The sequence below is a fragment of the Enterococcus sp. DIV1283b genome, assembly GCF_051710965.1.
In the GTDB taxonomy this organism is placed as follows: domain Bacteria; phylum Bacillota; class Bacilli; order Lactobacillales; family Enterococcaceae; genus Enterococcus_B; species Enterococcus_B lactis.
On sequence record NZ_JBIOLR010000002.1, the window covers coordinates 126,202 to 149,415 of the forward strand.

Here is a 23,214-nt window from a genome sequence, read left to right on the forward strand (position 1 = left end):
ATGTTAAATACTTCCTCCAGAAAGTATTGAAATCGGCAAAATATAATCTTTATTTGTCTTTTCGCCTTTAATTTTTTTTATAAGAATATCAACAATCAGACTTGCGATTTCATCAATTGGTTGTCTGATTGTGGTCAATTGTGGGAAAAATTTCTCGACAAAAGATGTTCCATCATAGCCAATAATTTTTAACTCTTCTGGGATATTAAGTTTAAGCTGATGAGCAATTTTCATAGTAAGAATGGCTGTTAGATCATCAGAAACAAAAATACCATCTGGCTTGTGGCTTAGGAGCGTCGACTTGATTTCCATTTCTCGACGAATCGTAGAGAGAGTATTAGGGATTTTGAAAACTTTGCCATTTGGATTTTGAAAAGAAAAACCAAGTGCACGTAAGCCTGTTGGAGAATCCGTATTGTCATTTCCTGTAATCATAATACTATTTTGACAACCATTTTTTTGTAACGTTTTAGCAGCAAGTTTTCCACCTTCAAAGTTGTCTGAAGAAACAATAGAAACATTAGGAGCTAAATTTCTATCAAAAGCAACAATAGGTGCTCTAACACGTTCATAATCAGCAATTCCAAGATTATGACTAGATGAGATAATCCCATCAACTTGATTTGCCTCAAGCATTTCAATATATTCCCTCTCTTTAGCAGGATCGTTTTGACTATTACAAATAATTGTTTTATAGCCATGTTTAAATAATTCGATTTCAAGATACTCAATGAGTTCAGAGTAAAAGATATTACTAATATTAGGAAAAATAAGTCCAATAAGCTGAGGTGACTTTCCTTGAAGTCCACGTGCTAAATTATTTGGTTTATAACCAAGAGTTTTCATAGCCTCATGAACTTTTTGTTTAGTTTTTTCCGATAAATATCCCTTATTATTAATGACGCGTGAAACGGTTGTTGGGCTAACTCCAGCTAATTCAGCGACATCAGTTAATTTTGCTACCATTTTAATATTTTAATTCAAAGTATTTTCCAGTCGGTTCACCTGATTTGATTTGAATACCACTTTGGTAATTTTCAGGGAATACACGACTAGTAAATACTTTTTCTCCTTTATTAATAAAAATCTCAATGATTGAGTTATCTACAAAAATGTTAGCAGTTGCTTCTTTGGTATCAATTGAGCATTCACGAGTAGTACCAAAATCGGTTGCATATTGAATACCTACTTTGCTACGATCTAGAATTATTTTTCCTTCTTTAGTGTCTACAATTAAGCTAAGTCCATTTCCTTTACTATCGGAGAAAAGAAGTAATTCTGATTTCTGATTTGTGGGAAAAGTCAATTCTAATTCATAAGTATTGTTTGTTTCTACTTTTGATATGAACTCTTCGGAATTAACACGCAGGGATGTAATAGCTTTTACTGGATATTGGTAAAGTTTACCATCTTTAATAGAAAGTTCTTTTACAAGACTCATTGCTCCCTGATAATCATACTTGTCAGTTGGATAATCAATGTCTGGAAGTCCAATCCAACTAACAATTAGAGTACGTCCGTCGGGAGTATTAAACCCTTGAGTCGCATATGCTTCAAATCCATAATCAAGGGTTTGAATTTCAGAAGCACCCACAAGTTTTATATCTTTTGTATCAAACGTTTGATATATTTTAAAAGTATTTGGATAGATATTATCATAATTAAGTTCAGATTTATCTAGTCCTTGAGGACAATAAATTAGAACAGGCTTTTCATCTACAAATAAAAGATTGGGACACTCAATCATATATTCTGAACCAGTGCTGCCAAAATCAAGGTTGCCAACTTCTTCCCATGTTTCTACGTTATTGTCAGTAGCTTTATAAAGTTTGATGCAACCTGATTTTTCTAAATTTTGTGCTCCAACAATCGTATATAATTGTCCTTCATAATTAAAAATTTGGGGATCACGAAAATGATCTGTTACATCATCAGGTTTATGAATAAGAATATTTTTACATTTTATAATGTTATGATTTTTATCCATCCATGCTCCAATTTGTAGTGAGTCTCGTACCCAATTTTTATCCCGAACATTTCCTGTATAAAACAAAAAAAGTTTTCCATCTATTTCATAAGCTGAACCTGAATAAGCACCGTGACTATCGTATTCTGTATCAGGACGTATTTCAGCCCCAGTTTCATAGAAATGAACTAAGTCATCTGACTCTGTATGCACCCATTCTTTTAAACCATGAGCAGCTCCAAATGGCCAATTTTGATAGAAAAGAGTATATTTTCCATTAAAAAAAGAGAATCCATTAGGGTCATTCAATAGTCCAGTTTTAGGTTCAATATGATAACTAGCATGCCAAGGAGATTTTTTTACATTTCTATTGATTTTTGCAATTTCATCTTTACTCCAATCAGAATAAGCTCGATATCGTATTTCTTGAGGTAAGTTCATACATGTTCTCCTTTAATTTTTCTTTTTACAGAAACATAGTAAACGTTTTCTGTTTGAAAATCAATTTTTTTAATAGATAAATAAAAAAATATGACAAACGTTTGACACATTTGATAAATGTGTTAAAATTTATATGCAATTAAGTTAAGCGTTTTCTTAAGTGTGAAAAAATTATAAAGGAGTTATTGTAATGAATTATAGTAAAGTAGCTTCCGACGTAATAAAAGCAGTTGGAAAAAATAATCTTGTTGCAGCTGCACACTGCGCAACAAGACTTCGTCTCGTATTAAAAGATGATACGAAAGTTGACCAAAAAGCATTGGATGAAAATCCAGATGTAAAAGGTACATTTAAAATTGATGGGCAATATCAAGTTATCATTGGAGCCGGTGATGTTAATTTCGTTTATGACGAACTTATCAAAAAAACTGGTCTTTCAGAAATTTCAACTGATGATTTAAAGCAAATTGCTAGTAAAGATAAAAAATTCAATCCTATTATGGCATTAATTAAACTACTATCAGATATTTTTGTACCAATTATTCCTGCTCTTGTTGCAGGCGGTTTATTAATGGCATTACGAAACTTTTTAACGGCTGCTGGACTTTTTGGACCAAAATCAATTGAAGAAATGTATCCTGCTATTCAAGGGATTTCTTCAATGATTCAACTAATGTCAGCAGCACCATTTATGTTTTTGCCTATTCTAGTTGGTATTTCAGCAGCTAAACGTTTTGGCGCAAATCAGTTTCTTGGTGCTGCAATTGGAATGATTATGACAACACCAGATCTTGGTGGTTCTACTGAATATTGGAATATTTTTGGTTATCATGTTTCCCAAACAAACTATGCTTATCAAGTAATTCCAGTATTAGCAGCTGTTTGGCTATTATCGGTATTGGAAAAATTTTTTCACAAAAAACTTCCTTCATCAGTTGACTTTACATTTACCCCTTTATTCTCTGTAATCATTACTGGCTTTCTAACCTTTACAATTATCGGCCCTATAATGTTATTGCTTTCTAATGGAATTACAGACGCAATTGTTTGGCTATATAATGCAACCGGATTTATTGGAATGGGTATTTTTGGTGGAACATACTCGCTAATCGTTATGACAGGTCTTCATCAATCATTTCCTGCAATTGAAACACAGTTACTTTCAGCGTGGACAAATGGCATTGGACATGGAGACTTTATATTTGTAGTTGCTTCTATGGCAAACGTTGCTCAAGGTGCTGCAACATTTGCTATTTGGTTCCTAACTAAAAAATCTAAAACAAAAAGTCTTGCTTCTTCTGCAGGAGTATCGGCTCTTCTTGGAATTACTGAACCAGCTCTGTTTGGTGTCAATTTAAAATATCGTTTCCCATTTTTCTGTGCTTTGATTGGTTCAGGAGTTGCTGCTGCAGTAGCAGGTTTACTTAAAGTTGTTGCAGTGTCACTTGGTTCAGCAGGTTTTCTTGGGTTTCTTTCAATTAATGCAACTTCTGTTTCATTTTACTTATTATGTGAACTAATTAGCTTTGCTATTGCCTTTATACTTACTTACTTTTATGGAAAAACAAAAGCTTCAAGTATTTTTGAAGCAGAAGCTATTACTGAACAAACATTGATTGCTCATTCAGAGAAAACAAAACAAACCGCAGTTACTTCTGGTGAGCCTACAAAGACAAATCGTTCTGCCGAAACAATTGTTAGTCCTCTTGTTGGCAAAGTAATTAATCTTGACTCAGTAACTGATCCAGTATTTTCTTCAGAAACTATGGGGAAAGGTATTGCGATTAAACCAACTGGTAACACTGTTTATTCTCCAGTAGATGGTACTGTTCAAGTTACATTTGAAACCGGACATGCCTATGGACTTAAATCGAATAAAGGCGCTGAAATACTGATTCATATTGGAATTGATACAGTATCAATGGAAGGTAAAGGATTTACACAAAAAGTTATTGCTAATCAAAACGTTAAAAAAGGAGATATACTCGGAACATTTGATAGTACGCTAATTAAAGAAGCAGGACTTGATAATACAACAATGGTTATTGTAACAAATACTAGTGATTACTCAGAAGTAATACCACTTGTTAGAGGAACAATCACTGAAAATACTGATTTACTTGAAGTTAAATAATGGAATAGTCAGTAATAATACTGATTCTTTCTATATTTAAAACATAAATTAACTAACTGATTATTTGAAAGAATGCTTTACTTGATGTATTAACTATCAAACATCGAGTTTCTAAAAGAAATTCAACATTAAAATATGAGATATGGATTTTGAATTCTTTAAAGCTCTGAGAATATTGAGAATATAAGGAGAAATGTCTTATGCTATATGGTGCAATTGAAGCAGGCGGAACAAAGTTTGTATGTGCAGTTGGTAATAAACAATTGGATGTTATTGAAAGAGTGAGTTTTGAAACTTTGACTCCAAAAGAAACAATGCCACAAGTGGTTTCTTTTTTCAAAAAATATGAAGAAGAATTATCTAGTATTGCTGTTGGATCTTTTGGCCCTATCGATATCCATCCTGAATCAAAAACATATGGATATATAACCTCAACACCTAAAATACCGTGGAGAAATTTTGATTTTATTGGTTATCTAAAAAGATATTTCGAAAAAATCCCTTTATATTGGACAACTGATGTAAATGCTGCGGCATATGGAGAATATATAGCTGGAAATGGTCAGGGATATTCATCAGTTGTTTATTATACAGTTGGAACAGGTATAGGTGGTGGTGCGATACAAAATGGAGAATTTATTGAAGGATTTAGTCATCCGGAAATGGGACACATGCTTGTATGTAATCACCCTAACGACTATTTTAAAGGTAACTGTCCGTATCATCAAAATTGTTTAGAAGGTATGGCAGCAGGTCCTGCTATAGAAAAGAGAATAGGGATTAAAGGTCAAGACTTACCTGAAGAACATCCTTTTTGGGAAATCGAAGCTTTTTATGTTGCACAATGCATTTATAATACTACATTGATGTTTTCCCCAGATATTATTATTTTAGGAGGTGGTGTAATGAAACAGGTACATTTACAAAAGAAAATTCACCGTGAATTTACAAAAATTATGAATAATTATGTTGGTCTTCCGAAATTAGAAAAATATATTATTTTTCCAAAATTAAGGGATCAAGCTGGTGTTATAGGTTGCTTAGGATTAGCAAAAAAAATAGCTCCTGTTTAAACAATTTGTTACTTTTCTTTTTGAATGGCAAAAATTATTAAATTTATTTGACACAGATTATAAATATGTACTCACCATGAAAATCACTCAAAAACACCTGAGTGATTTTCTTCAATTTTTATAATTGTATTTTTTTTTGATTTCGTCATACATTTGTATTACGATAAACTTAAAAGGGAGTTGATAACTATGCCAGTAATCAGTATTCGAGTATCTAACGTGTCACTTTTCTTTTTAAATGGCAATATTCCTAGTGCAGGACGAGAAATTCAAAAAAGACGACCAGCTCTAGTTGTTAGCACCGATAACTATAATCTAGTTACTGGATTAGTAGCTGTTTGCCCAATCACAAGCACCAAAAAAGAACATTTTATTCCACTAAATGAAAATCATCAGATAAAAGGTTATGTCAATGCTTTACAAGTAAAAACTTTAGACTATAAAGCACGCCACTGGAAAAAAATAGAAAAAGCAACATTGTCAGAATTTGGCCAAATAGCACAAACAATAAATATGATTTTTAGCTTTGATACTTTATTGGGAGAATAAAAAGCTCATCCTACTACATAGGGTGGGCTTTTTTGTCTCTATAATTTCTAGGATTGATATTTGTTTACAAGTTCATGAATACAAAATAGTATCATAAATTTAAATTATTACATCGAAAAAGATCCGTCCATTAAAAACAGTTTTCTAATATAATGACCTTAATATCTTCTCGAATGGATCGACGAGAAATTGGAAACAAATGTGGATGATTTATTTCGGAAACAGGTAAAATAGATCGTTCACAAATAATGACATGAGGGTTTTTATCACTATACAAAGATAACTGATCTAAAGAATAGTATAGATGGGAATCAATCATATTATAGTCCAAGTTAATCCAATATTTTAACGATTCTCGATAGATAATATGCGATTCTTCATTCTCCGCCACAATAAAAAAAACTCTTTTTTGTTTTCTTTTTAAAGTCAAACTAAAAGACACTTGTGAAACAAACCATTCAATAGCTAAATCATTAAATATAAATGGTGCTTCTGGACATACTTCTTGTTTCCATTCGTATAATACTTTTTTGACACTGTCTCGTAAGTGGAGCTGTTGTTCATTTAAATAATAGTGACGATATAAAATAAAATTTTGTGCATTATGAAACATGGAATAACAAAAAAATATAAATGGTCGTTCGAACATGATTTGATAGAATAAATGATTATGAAATTCTTCTTCAAACTTAAAAATAAGCGATTCAATAGTTGGATGATTTTCAATCACATGTTTTCGTTCATATTGATAATCTAATTCAGTATTTACATACGTGTCTGTATCTAATGGCATATTTTTATAAAGAATAGTTAGAAAAAGAACTTCATCATCATTTAAATGAATTTCTTTAAAATATCTTTTGAGTTGTTGTTTGATTACTCGAAAGGCTAAACTTTCTTTCAAATGAACAGCTTCTGGCACGGATGGAAGGGGATGTTCTTGAAATCGAGTGACTGTCAAATATACACCTAAGGATAAAAAAGTATGTTCCCGTTTATTTCTAGTATGCATATTCGACAGGTGAAGAAATATCTTTTCTACAGTTTCTTTTGCAACATTCAATTTTTCTATATCTAAGTAACGATCAGTGAGGATTTTTCGTGACAAAACGGTTAAGGTAACTAAACGAAAAGTATATTCATCTTCGAGCCACTCTCCATGTTCGTTCCATATGCCAATCGCTGTTAAATAGTTTTCTACTCTTTTTTTTAATTGAAAGGCTTTAGAAGGAGAAACATATTCATTTTTAACAATCGATAAATAATCATCATCTCCATTTAAATAGTTTAAACAAACATTTAAAACTTTCGAATGATCATATAGTTTTAAAATTAAGTCATATCTTGTATAAGTGGAATAAAAATAAATACTAACATGTGTTTTTGCAAATTCAAATTGTTCAATATATTCTTTTAAATGAATAGTTAAACTTTGAATGTCTCGTTTCACCGTATTGTAACTGACATCTAGACGTGTAGCTAAGTCTACAATAGATAATTTTTTGTACTCATAAAGATATTCAACTAGTTTTACTTGTCTCATAATTTCTTTTTCAATATATTTTTCAATCACTTAATCTCCTCTTTCACAAATACTCCTTTTGGTAGATCTTATATAGAATGAAAATAATTGAAGGTGTTTCCCAATTAACCAACAAACTTCACGTAAAAATTAGCTAATGAACAAACAGATTGATATTCTTTGGCATAAAAATCAATATCAATAACATAATCTTTGTAAATATAGTTCTTGTCTTTTTCTAAATAAAAATCAATTGTTTGGTTTTTATTAAAATCTCCATACGTAGCCAAACCAATAATACTTACAATTTCTGCTTCTGTTTTTAGAATCATCATCATGTTGTCCATGATATTTTTTTCTGATAATTGTATTGTGATTAAACATTCTTCTTTGAGTTTTTTTATTTTCTTTAAAGCAAGTTGGATATTTTCTTTGACATATTTATTTTTAAGATCATTGAATTCCTTTTTTCTTAATCTCATCATCATCATTTCTAACTCATTTAAATCCATCCAGTTCATTCTGGTCATTCCTTTCTTTATTTAAATATGCGAGAACAAAAATTTGTTCTCGCATAAATAGTGATTTATGGTGCTTGGATTAAATTCCAGTTTACAGTTCCTTTATAGTTATTCGGCTGAATCATTTTCGCATCAGGAATCACTAAATCTGCTTGTCCAAGAGCATAATCATAGAAACCATTTAAATTCGTTTGATCACTTTTCATGATGGTAGTTTCCGTTTCACTAATGATCACGTCTTTTTCTCCAACCACATCAGTAGTTATTTGGAAATCCGTATCTTTAACGTCGGTCTGTCCATCATTTTGGTTTTCATTCACTTGGCCAGTTGTATTCTTTGTTTGAATATAACTAGTTTCTAGACCAGGAGTATTCCAAACTAGTTGAGCATTTAATTGCCAAGAAGTACCAGATTGGATATCTTTTATTCCCACATGGAAATTATTGCCATTATCAAATGGAATAATTTGTTCACCTGTTTGATTTAATTGTGTAGTTGGTATAGAAAATTGAGTAGGTAAATAATATAAACTCAATAATTCTTGACTATTAGGTAAAGGTTTCACACTTCCTTGCGGGACATTAGGATCTTGTTTCCATTGTGCCATATAAGTAGTTGTTAATTGATCCAATGGATTTGTCACTTGATCAGGTGTGTTTCCTTGAGCATCTTGCCAACCACCAAATCGGACTCCTGATTTTGTAGGAGTGTTATCTTGAATAAACTTCTTAAAATTATCTAATTTTTCTTTTTCTGCATATTCTTCAGTGGTCAATGCGACTTTTTCTAAATAAGATTTTGTTTGTGTGGTTCCACCTGAAAAGGAGCCACCATTAGGATCAAGATTTGGGCCAGCTGGAACTCGATTATCACTTGAATAGTTATAATTTAGTAACTTGGTATTAGACTTGTCTATTTTTATTAAAAGTGGATAAGTAGTACTACTATAATATTGCCAATAAAACATACCGTTCATATTCGTAACATTAGACATATCAAAGCTACTTAAATCTAGACTTGTTAATTTGCTACACTGACTAAACATATAGCTCATATCCGTAACATTCGACGTATTAAAGTTACTTAAATCTAGACTTGTTAATTTGCTACACTGATAAAACATATTGCTCATACTCGTGACATTCGACGTATTAAAGTTACTTAAATCTAGACTTGTTAAGCCACTACAACCACTAAACATAATTACCATATTCGTAACATTCAACGTATTAAAATTACTTACATCTAGATTCGTTAAGCTTGAACACTGACTAAACATCCAGCTCATATCCGTAACATTCGACGTATCAAACTTACTTACATCTAGATTCGTTAAGCTTGAACACTGACTAAACATTTCACTCATATCTGTTACCTTAGATGTATCAAAGTTACTTACATCTAGGCTTATTAATCCTGGACAACTACCAAACATACCGTTCATATTTGTAACATTCGACGTATTAAAGTCACTTACATCTAGACTTGTTAAGCTTGAACACAGATAAAACATATTGCTCATATTCGTAACATTCGACGTATTAAAATTACTTACATCTAGATTTGTTAAATCGCTACAACCTTCAAACATCCAGGTCATATCCGTAACATTCGACGTATCAAACTTACTTACATCTAGACTTGTTAAGCTTGAAAATCTAGCAAACATATAGCTCATATTCGTAACATTCGATGTATCAAAGTTACTTACGTCTAAATTTGTTAAAGTTAATCCATCCCCATACATATCATTGCCAAACATATAGCTCATATCCGTAACATTCGACGTATCAAACTTACTTACATCTAGACTTGTTAATCCTTTACAAACACTAAACATATAACTCATATTCGTGACGTTTGAAGTATTAAAATTGCTTACATCTAAATTTGTTAAGTTCTTACACCAGGAAAACATATAGCTCATATCCGTAACATTCGACGTATCAAACTTACTTACATCTAGACTTGTTAATTTGCTACACTGACTAAACATCCTGCTCATATTCGTAACATTCGACGTATTAAAGTTACTTACATCTAGACTTGTTAAGCTTGAACACAGATAAAACATATTGCTCATACTCGTGACATTCGACGTATCCAAGTTACTTACATCTACATTGGTTAAGCCTGAACAGTCAAAAAACATTCTGCTCATATCCGTAACGTTAGACGTATCTAGATTATTCAAATTTATACTTTTAATTCCTCCGGTGTGACTAAAAGCGGAAGCTAAAGATGTATCTTTCATTTTCACTTTTGATCCATTGGTGCTTATGCTTAATGATGTTGCACCAACCGCTGCATTGCCAAGAATATTGTTTCGAATCACAACTTGTGTACAGCTACCGTAAGTGGCTGGATCAGCTGCTTGCAAGTCTTCCAACGTAGGAATGACACGATCGACATCACTACCTACGTATCCTTCAATTTCTGCATCTGTACCTGAGACTGTAATTTTCCAACCTAGTGTGGTTGCTTCAGCAGCAGTCGCTGTTTTTGTTTTTTCTTCTGAAGAGACTGTTTCTGCCGAATCAGAAGGAACGACAGCCTCTTCTGTAGAAGAATTAGATTCGTTGGCTTCTTCTTTATTGTCTGTTGAACTAGTGCTTGTTTCTTCTTCACCTGTTTCACTTACGGAAGAAGAAGAGGTTTCAAGATTTTCTCCTTTTGGTAGTTCCTCTGTTGTTTCCTTTGCAGAAGGTGTTTCACTTGAAGATAATGGATCCATAAGTGTTTGAGTAGTTCCTTCTGTTGGAATATTGACTTTACTTTCTAGTAAAGTGTTTGGTTCAGTTTGTCCTCCTACAGGAGGAGTCATTTGATTCCATCCATTTTCATCAATACTTTCTGCTATAACAGTAGTAGTTGTTAGAATTGGACTTCCTAATAAAACAGTGGAACATAAACAAACCAGTTTATTTATTTTCATAAAATTCCTACATCTCCTTTATAATTGACTATTCAGAATAAAGAGATAGACGATAGACAATACCGCTACACCTAATGAACTCACGAGTCCTAAATAATTCATATATTTTAATAAACTAGCAGTAGTTGTTTTTCTTTCATAAAAAATCAAGAAATAACGAACTTGTAAAATAAGAAGCAACAGTCCAATCACTAGTAGACAAATAGGAAGAGTATACATTAACGTTCAACTCCTATTTTTTTCTTGTTTTTGTAAATGAAAAAAAATAGTAGGAAACCTAATAATCCTACTCCTAATCCTGTGATCCAATAACTTGCTTGTTCACCTGTTTTTGGCAATGTATCTGTTGATGCAGAAATCGTTACACTTTCTTTTGAATGAGTCCAACGATTTTGACTATCAGAATTAGAACTACTACTATTAGAACTAGTATTGCCACTAGTATTAGTACCATTTATTGGTTCATTGGGGGGTGTTTCTTCTGGAAATACATCGGGGAGAATTTTCCGCTTTAGTTCTATATTAAATTCTGTGGTTGCTTGATCTTGTTGTACAGTATCTGCATGCGTACAAACAGTTAAACCAAATAACAGAAAGCTAAGAAAAACACTCATAAATACTGTCTTTTTCATCATTTTCCTCCTTTAAATACCATAAATAAGGCACTGACAACTGAAAGAATACATCCAACGAATAAACTCCAAATCAGCCAGGAAGGAATTTGTACATTAAATACAGATTTTTTATTGATTTCTTTTGTTTCCTTATCTGTGATCGTAAATGTTTTAGTAAATTCCCATGTATCATTCGCTGTTTTTACACTACCTTTAAAGATATAAGTGCCTGCCTCAAGATTCTCTTTTTCCCAATCAAATTGAAATGGATAAACAGAATATGGAGCCATTCGCACATTTTCTACTTTTCGTTCTTTTAGAACCTTATTTCCTTTTTCCGAAAGAATCTTTCCTTCTACAGTTGATTGTTCAAGCATATAGGGATTATCATTCAAAATATCAGCTTGAACGATTCGTTTTCCGGACACACTTTTCGCCTCAACTTTTTCTAATGTGATATCAATTCCATTATCTACACTTATTTTTCCCTCTTTATCGTTCGTCAAAACAACGCCTAACGTATAGCTATACGTATTTCCTACAGATAATTGACTTTCTTCTGTTTGATTATCAGTAATATCTGAGACAACAATCCCTCCCAAGATGATTCCTGATTGTTTTTTTGGAGGCATAGCTAAATCAAGTGTAGCAATCTTTTCACTATGTGCAGGAACAGTTACATGTTCTTCCTTAGGCTTTAAAAGAGAAGTTAAGGGAGTCTTTAGTGTTTGATGATCAGGAAGTTTTCCAGTATAATCGATCAAACCATTCGAATTAGTATTCGCATTCGTTACTTTTACTTGTAAAATTTTTTCACTATCTGATTGGTTTATTAGTTTCACTTTTAACTGATCTGTAGATCCAGGAGTTTCATATAGATAAAAGTAACTAACATCCGAACTGATTTGATGTTCATTTGCAATTCCTTCGATACTATATCCGCCCTGGGATGATTGATTTTCTTCTGCATGTACTGAACTAGTCAACCAATTACTGAAACAAAGTAACGTAAATAAAATGAAGCTTATTTTTTTCTTCATATTCCCCATCCTTTTTTCTAAAATGTAGCTCTCTTGTTATCAAAATATAGAAACAAGAGAGCTGTGATTATTTGCTTTAAGGATTAGGCACGATAGATAAGTTCCAATCAATCGTTCCAGTATAGGAACCTGCTGGTACCGTACTTGCATCTGGAATATTAATTTTGAAATCATTCACTTGATAATCATATACACCATTTTTCATTTTTCCAGCAGTTGTTTCCATAATGGTAGATGGAGTATCACTAATGGTTAAATCAGCATTTGGCGTTGTGACTAAATCATTGGTAATAGGGGAAAGTTTCCCACTACCATCATTTTCAGTAACAGTAGCATTGCTTCCTTTAATTGTGACTCCATTCAAATCATTACTACCCCAATTTAATGTCGCAGTTAATGTCCATGCATCTTTTTGTCTTAATGTATCTTTTACCCCTACATGGATTTGTGATTGTAATTTAATATCTTGTGCACCATTTTCTTGTAATGTAGCAGATACAGATTGAGCACCTGGATAGTAAACAATGCCTCGACCATTTTGTTGTACAACTGTTGGTGGAACTACAGCCGGTTCACCTGGACCTGGAGTTGGTACACTTGGTGGTGTGACATTTTTATCTGCAGGTAAAGTTAGATTAGCTGCAATGGGGGTTTCTCCTTCAGTATCACTTGTCGCAGCAAATACCATTCCTCCACCAATACTTGCCAACACCGAAATTGACACTAATGAAATAATTGTCTTTTTCATAGTTATTCTCCTTTATCTCTATTTTTGTAAAAAATAATAAGAGCTATTCCTTACGTTCTCAGTGTATCTATAGTCCTGTCATTTTGAAAAGGTTTAACGCTTTGTATTTTGGCAAGCTTTTTCTGATATTTTTCCAAAATAAACAATGAATCAGAATAAGAGAATTAATAAAAAATATCAAATTCTTTCTATTGATCTATAAAAAATTTCTTTTCTATTCTATTAGAACCAAACGCAAAAACTTTTATTCTCATAAAATAGAAAATACGCTAAGGTCGAAATCTTTCAATAGAAAAAATCTTTATTCTAAAAATATATTTTTTCCGTTTATTCATAGTTATAAATCATTAATCTTTGTTTATTTTGGAAAAAAACACATGGATATTTTGACAATATAAAAAAATAAAACAACAATTTACAGCTAAATACTGATAAATTGTTGCTTTATTCAGACTGTAGACAAAAAGGAGTGGCTTAATTGCCAACTCCTTTTTGTCTACAGTCTGAGCATAGTAAATTAATTACTAGGCTTAAAATATATATTGGATAATTTGATCAATTTTAGCCATATCTTTTAAGGGTAAGTTCTCAATTTTTTTTAGTTTTCTTTCTTTGAAATCCAATGACTCCAATTGAGAAATCAGAACTTGTCCTTTGGTATCCAGATCTTCGGGAAGAGAATATCGAGTGGGTAATTTTTTTACAGTAGAAGTAATTGGACAAATAACCGCAACCATTGTTTTACGATTGAATTCATAACGAGAAACAACGACCCCTGCTCTTCTCTTCTGAATCTCATTTCCTGTTGAAAGATCAAAATCAAGCCAAACGATATCTCCTTTTTTAGGAATGTAATTTTTATCTTCTGACACTATAAAATTTCTCTCCCTTCAGAAGTTAAATCTTCCCATTCATCTTTTTCATAATATTCAGATTCTTCTCCTCCACTAAATGGATCATCGATTTTAGGAACTAACGTAATTGTTCCATCATCAGAATATACCACGATATATTCTTGGTTATCTGAAGGTTTTTTGCCATTATCAGACGGAAGAGTAATTACTACAGAACTTCCTTGTAATCTAGATTTTGTAACAAGCATAAATATCACTCCTTTTATTTTAGAATAGTATACAACATTGAGTAACGCAATAGTTTTGAAATATTTATTTAAGCATTCAATGTTCATAAAATCACCCATTTATGGACACTTTATTTTTTAGCTTTATTGTTCGAGAAATCAATTCATTTCATGTTCATAAACCCATAACAAAATCTATGTTCAATTAAACTATATTGATAAAGTTATGGTACAATAGATTTTAATGAGGAGTGATTTTTTTGAAAATAGGATACGCCCGGGTATCTACCGGATTACAAAATTTAGATTTACAAGAAGATAGTTTAAATAAATTTGGCTGTGAGAAAATTTTTACCGATCATATGAGTGGGGCAAAAAGTAATCGACCAGGATTAGAAATGGCCATCGATTTTGTTCGTTCTGGAGATACACTTGTCGTTTGGCGTTTAGATCGATTAGGAAGGAATATGGAAGATTTGATTTTGATTGTGAATCGTTTGAATGAACGAGGTGTCAGTTTTCATAGTCTTCAAGAAAATATCACGATGGATAAATCTAGCTCTACTGGTCAACTTATGTTTCACCTCTTCGCAGCTTTTGCAGAATTTGAGCGTAATTTAATCTTGGAAAGATCGGCGGCTGGACGCGCTGCCGCACGAGCAAGAGGAAGATTTGGTGGTCGTCCTGAAAAGCTAGTTAAACAAGATCTTGAATTACTTAAAACCTTAGTAGATAGCGGTACCCCAATTAAGACCATTGCAGAACGTTGGCATGTTTCTAGAACAACGATTTACCGTTACCTTAATAAAATAGAAGAAAAAAATAAGGAAACTCCTAAGTAAAACTTGGGCATTTCCTTATTTTACGATTAATCATACTCTAATCCAAAGTGAATCATTAAACCAATTGCTTCAGCCCATTCTTAAATCTCCCCTATCCCACGCTTCACAATGCAAAAAAGGCTAGCAAATGCTAGCTACTTTTTGTAAAGTTTCTCTATTTCACTTTCGGTGAAATTGTTGCTTTGCAACAAACCAATTGACTAATTGATTTTTCGTTGCAAGTAAATATAAGTTCCTATTCCTATAATAAGAAATAATACATACAAATAGTTATTAATTACTATTGACTGGATATTTAATAGATCTAATAGCGATATTCCTAAATAAGAAATTAAAAAACATATTATTATACGTTGAAATGTTCTATTTTTATCACGTGCGATTATATAAATAAAATAAGCTTGTAGTCCATAGATAATAGCAACAGGATTGAATAATAAATAGTGATTTTTAATCAAACTACTAGCACTCCAAATGAAGGAAAGTAAAATAAATGTACCAATAAATTGTTTAAGCTCTTTTAAAACTTTTATATTTTTTTTCATTAAATATAAACTCCTTTTAGTATGTCCTATCTTTAGTACCAATAATAGGTCTGCCTTTATAGTTTCTAATATATCATTTGTATAAGATGTTCATTATCGTTACTATCTACACATTGAGCTAATGTCATACTGCTTCTGAATCCCATAAAATCAGAATGCAACTTTAGATTCAAAAAATGAAACTGTAAGTTTACTTATTGCGATTCTTGTAACTATGAAAAAAGCATTTCTCCTAACATATACATGAGTGTATGACCAACCAAAATAAACTTCTCATGAACTAAAGCATTAAAAATATTCGTTAATAAAGCTATAAAATGTATCCTAATCATACAAGAAAACACCAAATTTTCAACATTATATAATTAGGATAAAATAATTTGTAAAGATCTAGAAATCAATGATAAAGGGGAAAGTGAATATAAAAAGACTGCTCTTACGAGCAGCCAGTTAAAATAATGAGAGTTTATTCTTGAAAAAGCAACGCTTTTATAAAGCGCTATCAAAATTATAACAAATCTTTCGTAAAATAACAAGACCTAAAAAATGACCGGTCAAAATGTCAAAAAAAGGAAAAAAGTACAGAGCAGAAACCAAGTATTCACTGTTGTGTTGGAGATAAACCAATATAAAATCACAAAATCATCGCCTGTATTGCTTCATACAAACACTACTTGGTATACTGGTCATTATATCAATCAACTATTAAAATAACATTTTTATAAAAATACTCCTGTTGACAATGTTAAATTTTCTGATTATTTTAAATATATAAAAAATATTTTCTATGCTCGAGGTAATTTTTATGAAAAAACAGATGAAGGTATTGTTGTAACAAAAATGGAAAGCAAAGCGAGAGCTGTCGTAGCTCGATGGGGCAGATGGCAATATACAAATGTTTCCGTTTCTAAAGGAGTAGCTACCAACGCTATCAATACTGCTCTATATTCTGGTATTGGATCAGTTGCAGGGATATTTGGTGGTATATCAACATGGGCATTACAAGGTCTATTAAATGGTGCTAGCTGGACAAAATATGGATCTAAACCAGGGCAAGCTGTAGCAAATTTATGGGATAAAAACAAAAATGGCTGGATTGGCTTTTACTATCAACGTGGATATGACGGAGCAGGAAGAGTAGTGGATACTAGGTATAAAACATTATGAATAAACTCATAGTATTAGTTAAGCATTTTGTAATCAAACATCCATATTTTAGTGTGATTTTACTAAGCTTATTTTCTATTTTATTAGGGATAGCTATCGAATATATTATTAACCGCGATTTTATTTATCAAGGAATATACGGACTAATTTTTATTATCTTATTACTCTTCCATATGTAAAATTTAAGTTATCTAAAAAAAGAAAAAAATGTAGCTCTGCCTAATCATTGCAAAACAACAATTTTGTCGAAGGTGAAACAAGCGAAACTTTACAAAAACATACTAAGATTAGAGGGCATTATAATGAATGTTTTTTTGATTCCAGAAATGTTTGGTTTAGTTGAATTTATATAATTAATTTTTAATATAATATGATTTAAATGAATAATAAAGAATATTTGGATTTCGTCCGAGATCAAGATATTTTTATTGTGGAAGCTATTGATCGACTTGGAAGAAATTAGCAATCCTCTTTTGGATAAATTCATTAAAGATTTAATCATCCAAATTTTGGCCATGATTGCAGATCAAGAGCGTATCGAATCTAAACGACGCTAGGCGCAAAGTATTTCAAAAAGAGTGATTTCAATTATAAAAGGGTCAGCGTACCAACTGCGTAGGAATTTCTGTTCAGTTGGTACGCTGACCCTTTTAGGGAAGTTTTGTTCGTTTAGCTCGTAAATTTTGAATTCTTTAGATCACTTCAATCAGTTCATTGACAAAAATAAACTCAAAATACCATTTCTTTAAATAAATGTAATTTTAAAATTATTTAATCATGTATTCTAATGAGTATAAAGTTATTTCTGTTTTCAAAATATAGTATCCAAAAAAGTATTACAACAAGAAGGGCATTGCTTTCCAGAATATAAGGGGCACTATCCTTATAATAATCAAGTGAGTTTATGGGTACCTATTATTTGATTTTTATTTAAACGTTATCTACAATAAATTTAGAATAACTCAAGGAGGAATTTTAATGACTAATTATGAAAAGAAGGAAGAAAAAGTAGTCGAAGAAATGGTTAAAGTAATCGAAAAATTAGATATAGAGTTGGATAAAATAGATTCTCTTGACGAAGAAAAAAATAAAAAACATAAATTGAAAAAATGGTTTGAAGAAAAAAAATCACTTCATGAAATGAAACGTTTATTACACGAAATAGGGAAATACGATAAATATGATGAAAAAGAAATGGAAAAAATAGAAGAAGAGTTTGAATTGAAATAATAGATACGTTCATTCTTTATATTTTTTGATTGTCAAAATCTTCTGTCATTTTTTTAACATCTTAGAGTCTTCTGTTCTACTATGGACAGAAGACTTTTTATTTGTACAATCTCAACTATCATTATAAAAACAGAGGGAAACAAGGAAATACCCGAATTGGTTACTCATTATACAATATTTTTCAGTTAAGTAATCTAAATAAACTTCTTTTTATGCTACAATGAATTTGTAAAATAACTTACAAACAAATGTGAATAAACGAATCTGTAGGAGGAATGTTTGATGTGTACGTCTATTACTTATGTAACAAGGGATCATTATTTTGGAAGAAATTTTGACTATGAAATATCCTACAATGAAGTTGTTACTATTACTCCAAGAAATTATAAGCTAAATTTTCGCAAGGTAAATGATTTGGATACTCACTACGCTATGATTGGTATTGCCGCTGGGATAGCTGACTATCCGTTGTACTATGATGCGACAAATGAAAAAGGATTAAGTATAGCTGGGCTAAATTTTTCTGGATATGCAGATTATAAAGAGATTCAAGAAGGAAAAGATAATGTATCACCATTTGAGTTTATTCCTTGGATTCTAGGACAATGTGCAACTGTAGAAGAAGCTAAAAAATTATTAGAAAGTATTAATTTAGCCAATATTAATTATAGTGATGAACTTCCGTTATCACCTCTACATTGGTTATTAGCTGATAAGGAAAAATCGATTGTCATTGAAAGTATGAAAGACGGGATCCATATATATGATAATCCAGTAGGTGTTCTTACAAATAATCCTTCATTTGACTATCAATTATTTAATTTAAACAACTATCGTGTATTATCGAGTGAAACTCCTAAAAATAGTTTTTCAGATCAAATCAATTTGAATGCCTATAGTCGTGGGATGGGAGGAATAGGTTTGCCTGGAGATCTATCTTCAGTTTCTCGTTTTGTTAAAGCAACTTTTACTAAACTCAACTCAGTATCTGGTAATTCTGAGTCTGAAAGTATTAGTCAATTCTTCCATATATTAGGTTCAGTAGAACAACAAAAAGGGCTATGTGATGTTGGTGAAGGAAAATATGAATATACGATTTACTCTTCTTGTTGCAATGTCGACAAAGGAATCTATTATTACCGAACATATGAAGATAGTCAAATTACTGCAGTGGATATGAATAAAGAAGATTTAAATAGTCAACAACTAATTAGTTATCCAATAGTAGAGGAACAACAAATTAAATATATGAATTAGTTAGTGTGTTGTGACTAGATGTATTTAATAATAGTTTTATAATTTATGAGGATGAAGAATCATAATTGATTCTCCATCCTCATAAAAAATATTAATTATTTACTTGATTAAAATCAGAGATAATATCATTCAACTTCGTTTGAAGCGTTAAAACAACCAAATGAAAATTTTCTTCTTCAGTTTTATCGTAAGGAGCAGTTTTTGTTGTATAAAGTAACTTTTCATTCTCTATTTTTATTAAAATTTGTGTTGCAGTTTGAACTTTTTTTGATAGTCAAAAGCAGACATTCCACTTTGAATAATCGTAATAATTGCTGAAGCTATTGATACAACTAGTAGAAAAGACTTATATTCAGAAGCTCCATGAATTAATATTGGAATACTAGCAGATAATATTATCTTTATAATGTTTCCCGTACCTATAATCCTATTATACAATCGAATGTCTTTTTTTAGCTTATTGATTGTAAGATCAATGGATTTAATAAATTCTTCTTGGTTCATAGATTTCTCTCCTACTTTATTTAATTAAAATCAGAATAATTAGTTAACTTGTAAATATTCTACATAACATATAAAGCATCTAATACTAGTTTTTGATTATTGTTTTCTAAATGTGCGTACTCATAAATCCCTACTTATTTACTTTGGTCCCATAAGAAATACCATCTACTATTTGAGAATTAAATCTTTTGTTTGTATAAAATTAATTTAACTGTTCTTTTGATAACTAAGAAAAAACTGCTCTAAACAGAGCAGTTTTTGGGAGATAGTGTACTTCCTACTAAATATAACAAACTATGCTTGCTTGAAATTTGGAGTAAATTAAGAATATCAAAAGCTTATAAATAAAACAATATTTTTGACGGGAGATATAAATAAAAAAAGTGTTATTTTTATTATGTTTTCTGATATTGAATACTTGTAAATGTTCATTTAGATAGAAAAATGTCCAATATTATTCACAATATTACTCATATAAATGGAAGAATAGTCCTTCTCTTTCTATTTAAAAAAACAAAAAATATAAAATAAGCTCTCTATCTAGAAATACCATTGATATGATATTATCTATTTATCAAAACATTATTTTTTTCTCACGTAATTATTCGGCTGGCTAGAGTTTATAGCAAAATGTTCCTCTATTGTTGATGCAATAGGGGAATTTTTTTCAGAAAGCTGTTGCTTGAATTGATCCGTAATCATTTTCAACTCTTGATTTACATGATTGTTCGATAAAAAATACACGTACTTCAATTTAGGTATTTCTACGTAATCTTTCACAACATTTCGATCACAAAGAATAATTGAATTTCTTAAATAGTTAGGAATCGATTCCAACGTATAATACATCGTATCATCGACTTCAAATTCTTCTTCATAAATATGACGCATCAAATTTTCTCGATAAAGAATATGCGTGGCTTCATCATGAGCTATTACGAGAATCAGCTGCTTGTGTTTTGGCTTTTCCATTAACGTCGGACAAACTTGTAGACAAAAGAGATCCAAAGGACGTTCCATTAAAGGAAACGCTTGAGGATAGTAGTGTTTTTGCCATTCCAAGATCACCTGACGTAATCGTGTTTTGAGTAATTGTTGTTCGCGTGTTAAATACACGTGCTTTTTCAGTAAAAATGATTGCGCATTCCAAATTAAGGACAAACTAAAGCTGGATACTGCATATTCAAATTCAAATTTTCCCTTCAAAGGTAACTTAAATTTTTGTTCAAATAATAAAATCAGCTGTTCTATTTCTGGTAATACTGTACGAATCCATTCTTGTTCTTTTGTATAAAAAAGTTGACTGATTTGATATTTACAGGTATTTAATGGCATCAAAGCCAATAATAGAGTCAAAAATACCCCTTCCTCTATTGGAATTTCTTTCTTAGGAAAGGCTTTTTGGAATAACTCCCAAACTGGTTGGAAATAAGGATGTTTTTTCGCTGTTAAAAAGAGTGATTCTACATGAAGTTTATAACCAGCTGCCATCCTTACGATCGATAAATAGATACCTTTCATCAATAAATCATGATCGACTTCCATAAATTCATTGGCCAATTCTTTTTGAAATAGATCTACCAAATCTTGACACTGATTCCATAAGTTTGGATCAACATACTCATCTAATAAATCACAACGCATCCACACTGCCAAAACAAAGTAACGAAAATTCAGTTCATGAACTGTCTTGGTTTCTTTATCTTGGATAACAGACATTTCATCCAAAAGCTTTTCTACTCTTTTTTTCAACTTGAATATAGTCGATACGGAAAGAAATTCATGGTATTCTAATTCTGTATAATTAGTTTGGTTCAAACTATATCGTGCACAAATACGTAAAAATTTAGATTCACTATACATTCTTCGCAATAAATCATAATTGCTTTTCTCTTTTTCTAATTTGAAATACGACACATACCCATGATAATTAACTAGTTGCATTTTTCCTTCCAATGTCACATTGATATTTTCCATATCATTAAAGATTGTTTGATTGGAGACTGAAAAATGTTTCGCTAAATCAGATACTCGAAGCTTATCATTATCTAACAAATATTCTACAAATTTTATTTGCCGTAAAATATCCTTCTCTATATATTGTTCAATCATTAGAAACTCCCCTTTTATATAAAAGTTCCCCCACATATCAACCATACCAATTTCGATAGAGAAAAGGAAATATAAGAGATTCTTTCCTTGGCGAGTTTTGAAGAGAGGATATATGCTACAAATGAGCAGTAGAGAATTGAAAAGATAGTGGCTGATTTTTTGAAAAAATTGTGATTTCTATATTTTATAGATTTATTTAATAAAAAGTAATTTTTTGTTATCGATTGCTTTCTTTGTTTATTTTTCTTATGATTTATCTGTAATAAATAAAAAAGGAGTGTTTTTTATGGCAAACATTGATAAAAAAGAAGAGAAAGTTGTCGAAAAAATTGTAAAAACGATTGAAAAATTAGATGAAGAATTAACAAAAATTGACAATATTGATGAAGATAAAAAACATGAGTTTAAAAAATGGATTGAAGAGAAAAAAGCTATTCATGAAATCAAACGTTTGCTGCATGAAGTAGATAAATATGATAAATATGACGAAAAAGAAATGGAAAAAATCGAAAAATTTTTTGATGATATGTAAGTATTTTTGAAATGTTTCTTTTCTTTATTTTAGTGATAATGATATATCGTTATTCCTAACCCTTTTCAATATTTTCTCAGACTTCTGTTCTATTATGAGCAGAAATTTTTTGACGTAATTTTTAAAAAGCCAAATGGCAATACAAACAATTATTTGAACTGCCATTTGTAGAAACTTGATGGGGATCTTCTATAATTCCTTTATCCATTGTATGAGTTAGTATAGAAATAGGGTAATATATTTTCAAAAAGAAATTCCTTTAACAGTTATTAAAAATATACTGCATAGAAAGGATAAAGTAATGAAAAAAGAAGAGAAAACACTGATTTTCTGGACACTACTTATAATGATTGATTGAAATACTAATTTTACGATATTATAGAATATAAGAATACATTTA

The 23,214-nt window shown here is 31.0% G+C and carries 21 protein-coding genes and 2 pseudogenes; 9 read left to right on the top strand and 14 right to left on the bottom strand.

The genetic code is table 11. The features are described from left to right. Positions 1-3 precede the first annotated feature (3 nt). Positions 4-966, bottom strand: coding sequence for a LacI family DNA-binding transcriptional regulator (locus IGJ53_RS14895; RefSeq protein WP_259742177.1), 963 nt, complete (start codon positions 964-966; stop codon positions 4-6). A gap of 1 nt (position 967) precedes the next feature. After that, positions 968-2,407, bottom strand: a complete 1,440-nt coding sequence (locus tag IGJ53_RS14900) for a sucrose-6-phosphate hydrolase (protein ID WP_259742176.1) — start codon at positions 2,405-2,407, stop codon at positions 968-970. 190 nt (positions 2,408-2,597) lie between these two features. Between IGJ53_RS14900 and IGJ53_RS14905 the strand changes: the two genes are divergently transcribed. The 3 genes from IGJ53_RS14905 (at position 2,598) to IGJ53_RS14915 (ending at position 6,163) form a co-directional block, all read left to right on the top strand. Next, a complete protein-coding gene (locus IGJ53_RS14905) occupies positions 2,598-4,541 on the top strand; it encodes a sucrose-specific PTS transporter subunit IIBC (RefSeq protein ID WP_259742175.1) in 1,944 nt (647 codons plus the stop codon). 200 nt (positions 4,542-4,741) lie between these two features. Then, positions 4,742-5,614, top strand: coding sequence for an ROK family protein (locus tag IGJ53_RS14910; RefSeq protein WP_438750643.1), 873 nt, complete (start codon positions 4,742-4,744; stop codon positions 5,612-5,614). A gap of 189 nt (positions 5,615-5,803) precedes the next feature. After that, a complete protein-coding gene (locus tag IGJ53_RS14915; RefSeq protein WP_259742173.1) occupies positions 5,804-6,163 on the top strand; it encodes a type II toxin-antitoxin system PemK/MazF family toxin in 360 nt (119 codons plus the stop codon). Between the two features lie 130 nt (positions 6,164-6,293). Here the strand turns inward: IGJ53_RS14915 and IGJ53_RS14920 are convergent, their stop codons facing one another. From IGJ53_RS14920 to mazE, 9 genes are all read right to left on the bottom strand, one after another. Then, entirely contained in the window at positions 6,294-7,736 is a 1,443-nt protein-coding gene (locus IGJ53_RS14920) for a helix-turn-helix domain-containing protein (RefSeq protein WP_259742172.1), read from the bottom strand. Between the two features lie 74 nt (positions 7,737-7,810). Continuing rightward, on the bottom strand, positions 7,811-8,206 hold the full coding sequence (locus IGJ53_RS14925; protein ID WP_201064937.1) for a hypothetical protein: 396 nt from the start codon (positions 8,204-8,206) through the stop codon (positions 7,811-7,813). Positions 8,207-8,271: 65 nt separating this feature from the next. Further along, positions 8,272-11,142, bottom strand: coding sequence for a BspA family leucine-rich repeat surface protein (locus IGJ53_RS14930; protein ID WP_438750646.1), 2,871 nt, complete (start codon positions 11,140-11,142; stop codon positions 8,272-8,274). An 18-nt stretch (positions 11,143-11,160) separates the two neighbouring features. Next, a complete protein-coding gene (locus tag IGJ53_RS14935) occupies positions 11,161-11,361 on the bottom strand; it encodes a hypothetical protein (RefSeq protein ID WP_201064941.1) in 201 nt (66 codons plus the stop codon). Next, on the bottom strand, positions 11,361-11,774 hold the full coding sequence (locus IGJ53_RS14940; RefSeq protein ID WP_201064943.1) for an LPXTG cell wall anchor domain-containing protein: 414 nt from the start codon (positions 11,772-11,774) through the stop codon (positions 11,361-11,363). The genes IGJ53_RS14935 and IGJ53_RS14940 overlap by 1 nt, the downstream gene beginning before the upstream one ends. After that, positions 11,774-12,796, bottom strand: coding sequence for a DUF916 and DUF3324 domain-containing protein (locus tag IGJ53_RS14945; protein WP_259742170.1), 1,023 nt, complete (start codon positions 12,794-12,796; stop codon positions 11,774-11,776). The genes IGJ53_RS14940 and IGJ53_RS14945 overlap by 1 nt, the downstream gene beginning before the upstream one ends. A 76-nt stretch (positions 12,797-12,872) precedes the next feature. Next, a complete protein-coding gene (locus IGJ53_RS14950; protein ID WP_201064945.1) occupies positions 12,873-13,544 on the bottom strand; it encodes a hypothetical protein in 672 nt (223 codons plus the stop codon). 530 nt (positions 13,545-14,074) lie between these two features. After that, positions 14,075-14,416: a type II toxin-antitoxin system PemK/MazF family toxin gene (locus IGJ53_RS14955; protein ID WP_201064947.1), complete on the bottom strand. Its 342-nt coding sequence runs from the start codon at positions 14,414-14,416 to the stop codon at positions 14,075-14,077. After that, a complete protein-coding gene (mazE, locus tag IGJ53_RS14960) occupies positions 14,416-14,646 on the bottom strand; it encodes a type II toxin-antitoxin system PemI/MazE family antitoxin (RefSeq protein WP_201064949.1) in 231 nt (76 codons plus the stop codon). Before mazE ends, IGJ53_RS14955 begins: the two co-directional genes overlap by 1 nt. A gap of 239 nt (positions 14,647-14,885) precedes the next feature. Between mazE and IGJ53_RS14965 the strand changes: the two genes are divergently transcribed. Next, entirely contained in the window at positions 14,886-15,467 is a 582-nt protein-coding gene (locus IGJ53_RS14965; protein ID WP_438750650.1) for a recombinase family protein, read from the top strand. Positions 15,468-15,667: 200 nt separating this feature from the next. Here the strand turns inward: IGJ53_RS14965 and IGJ53_RS14970 are convergent, their stop codons facing one another. Further along, a complete protein-coding gene (locus IGJ53_RS14970; RefSeq protein ID WP_259742345.1) occupies positions 15,668-16,012 on the bottom strand; it encodes a hypothetical protein in 345 nt (114 codons plus the stop codon). 840 nt (positions 16,013-16,852) lie between these two features. On the opposite strand from IGJ53_RS14970, the gene IGJ53_RS14975 reads away from it, so the two are divergent. The 4 genes and pseudogenes from IGJ53_RS14975 (at position 16,853) to bsh (ending at position 19,666) form a co-directional block, all read left to right on the top strand. Further along, positions 16,853-17,179, top strand: a complete 327-nt coding sequence (locus IGJ53_RS14975; protein WP_259742346.1) for a hypothetical protein — start codon at positions 16,853-16,855, stop codon at positions 17,177-17,179. A gap of 388 nt (positions 17,180-17,567) precedes the next feature. Beyond that, positions 17,568-17,733 (top strand): annotated as a pseudogene (locus IGJ53_RS14980) (recombinase family protein); the annotation flags it as partial. A 424-nt stretch (positions 17,734-18,157) separates the two neighbouring features. Next, positions 18,158-18,409 (top strand): hypothetical protein, encoded by a 252-nt coding sequence (locus IGJ53_RS14985; RefSeq protein WP_259742347.1) that lies wholly within the window; start codon positions 18,158-18,160, stop codon positions 18,407-18,409. A gap of 282 nt (positions 18,410-18,691) precedes the next feature. Continuing rightward, complete coding sequence (gene bsh / locus IGJ53_RS14990; RefSeq protein WP_201065496.1) at positions 18,692-19,666, top strand: choloylglycine hydrolase; 975 nt, start codon at positions 18,692-18,694, stop codon at positions 19,664-19,666. Between the two features lie 91 nt (positions 19,667-19,757). On the opposite strand, the pseudogene IGJ53_RS14995 reads toward bsh, so the two are convergent. Both IGJ53_RS14995 and IGJ53_RS15000 read right to left on the bottom strand, forming a co-directional pair. Further along, positions 19,758-20,170 (bottom strand): annotated as a pseudogene (locus IGJ53_RS14995) (DUF4231 domain-containing protein). Between the two features lie 582 nt (positions 20,171-20,752). Continuing rightward, positions 20,753-22,282 (bottom strand): helix-turn-helix domain-containing protein, encoded by a 1,530-nt coding sequence (locus IGJ53_RS15000; RefSeq protein ID WP_438750588.1) that lies wholly within the window; start codon positions 22,280-22,282, stop codon positions 20,753-20,755. Positions 22,283-22,568: 286 nt separating this feature from the next. Between IGJ53_RS15000 and IGJ53_RS15005 the strand changes: the two genes are divergently transcribed. Beyond that, the gene (locus IGJ53_RS15005) at positions 22,569-22,814 is read left to right on the top strand and encodes a hypothetical protein (RefSeq protein WP_201065494.1); all 246 of its coding nucleotides are present in this window, start codon (positions 22,569-22,571) and stop codon (positions 22,812-22,814) included. Positions 22,815-23,214 lie beyond the last annotated feature (400 nt).

Excerpts from the sequence above, each read along its gene's own strand:
- IGJ53_RS14930 (WP_438750646.1), bottom strand. The coding sequence starts at position 11,142 with ATGAAAATAAATAAACTGGTTTGTTTATGTTCCACTGTTTTATTAGGA.
- IGJ53_RS14940 (WP_201064943.1), bottom strand. The coding sequence starts at position 11,774 with ATGAAAAAGACAGTATTTATGAGTGTTTTTCTTAGCTTTCTGTTATTT.
- IGJ53_RS14905 (WP_259742175.1), top strand. The coding sequence starts at position 2,598 with ATGAATTATAGTAAAGTAGCTTCCGACGTAATAAAAGCAGTTGGAAAA.
- IGJ53_RS14915 (WP_259742173.1), top strand. The coding sequence starts at position 5,804 with ATGCCAGTAATCAGTATTCGAGTATCTAACGTGTCACTTTTCTTTTTA.
- mazE (WP_201064949.1), bottom strand. The coding sequence starts at position 14,646 with ATGCTTGTTACAAAATCTAGATTACAAGGAAGTTCTGTAGTAATTACT.
- IGJ53_RS14975 (WP_259742346.1), top strand. The coding sequence starts at position 16,853 with ATGGAAAGCAAAGCGAGAGCTGTCGTAGCTCGATGGGGCAGATGGCAA.
- bsh (WP_201065496.1), top strand. The coding sequence starts at position 18,692 with ATGTGTACGTCTATTACTTATGTAACAAGGGATCATTATTTTGGAAGA.
- IGJ53_RS14895 (WP_259742177.1), bottom strand. The coding sequence starts at position 966 with ATGGTAGCAAAATTAACTGATGTCGCTGAATTAGCTGGAGTTAGCCCA.
- IGJ53_RS14925 (WP_201064937.1), bottom strand. The coding sequence starts at position 8,206 with ATGAACTGGATGGATTTAAATGAGTTAGAAATGATGATGATGAGATTA.
- IGJ53_RS14970 (WP_259742345.1), bottom strand. The coding sequence starts at position 16,012 with ATGAAAAAAAATATAAAAGTTTTAAAAGAGCTTAAACAATTTATTGGT.
- IGJ53_RS14900 (WP_259742176.1), bottom strand. The coding sequence starts at position 2,407 with ATGAACTTACCTCAAGAAATACGATATCGAGCTTATTCTGATTGGAGT.
- IGJ53_RS15000 (WP_438750588.1), bottom strand. The coding sequence starts at position 22,282 with ATGATTGAACAATATATAGAGAAGGATATTTTACGGCAAATAAAATTT.
- IGJ53_RS14935 (WP_201064941.1), bottom strand. The coding sequence starts at position 11,361 with ATGTATACTCTTCCTATTTGTCTACTAGTGATTGGACTGTTGCTTCTT.
- IGJ53_RS14910 (WP_438750643.1), top strand. The coding sequence starts at position 4,742 with ATGCTATATGGTGCAATTGAAGCAGGCGGAACAAAGTTTGTATGTGCA.
- IGJ53_RS14945 (WP_259742170.1), bottom strand. The coding sequence starts at position 12,796 with ATGAAGAAAAAAATAAGCTTCATTTTATTTACGTTACTTTGTTTCAGT.
- IGJ53_RS14985 (WP_259742347.1), top strand. The coding sequence starts at position 18,158 with ATGACTAATTATGAAAAGAAGGAAGAAAAAGTAGTCGAAGAAATGGTT.
- IGJ53_RS15005 (WP_201065494.1), top strand. The coding sequence starts at position 22,569 with ATGGCAAACATTGATAAAAAAGAAGAGAAAGTTGTCGAAAAAATTGTA.
- IGJ53_RS14950 (WP_201064945.1), bottom strand. The coding sequence starts at position 13,544 with ATGAAAAAGACAATTATTTCATTAGTGTCAATTTCGGTGTTGGCAAGT.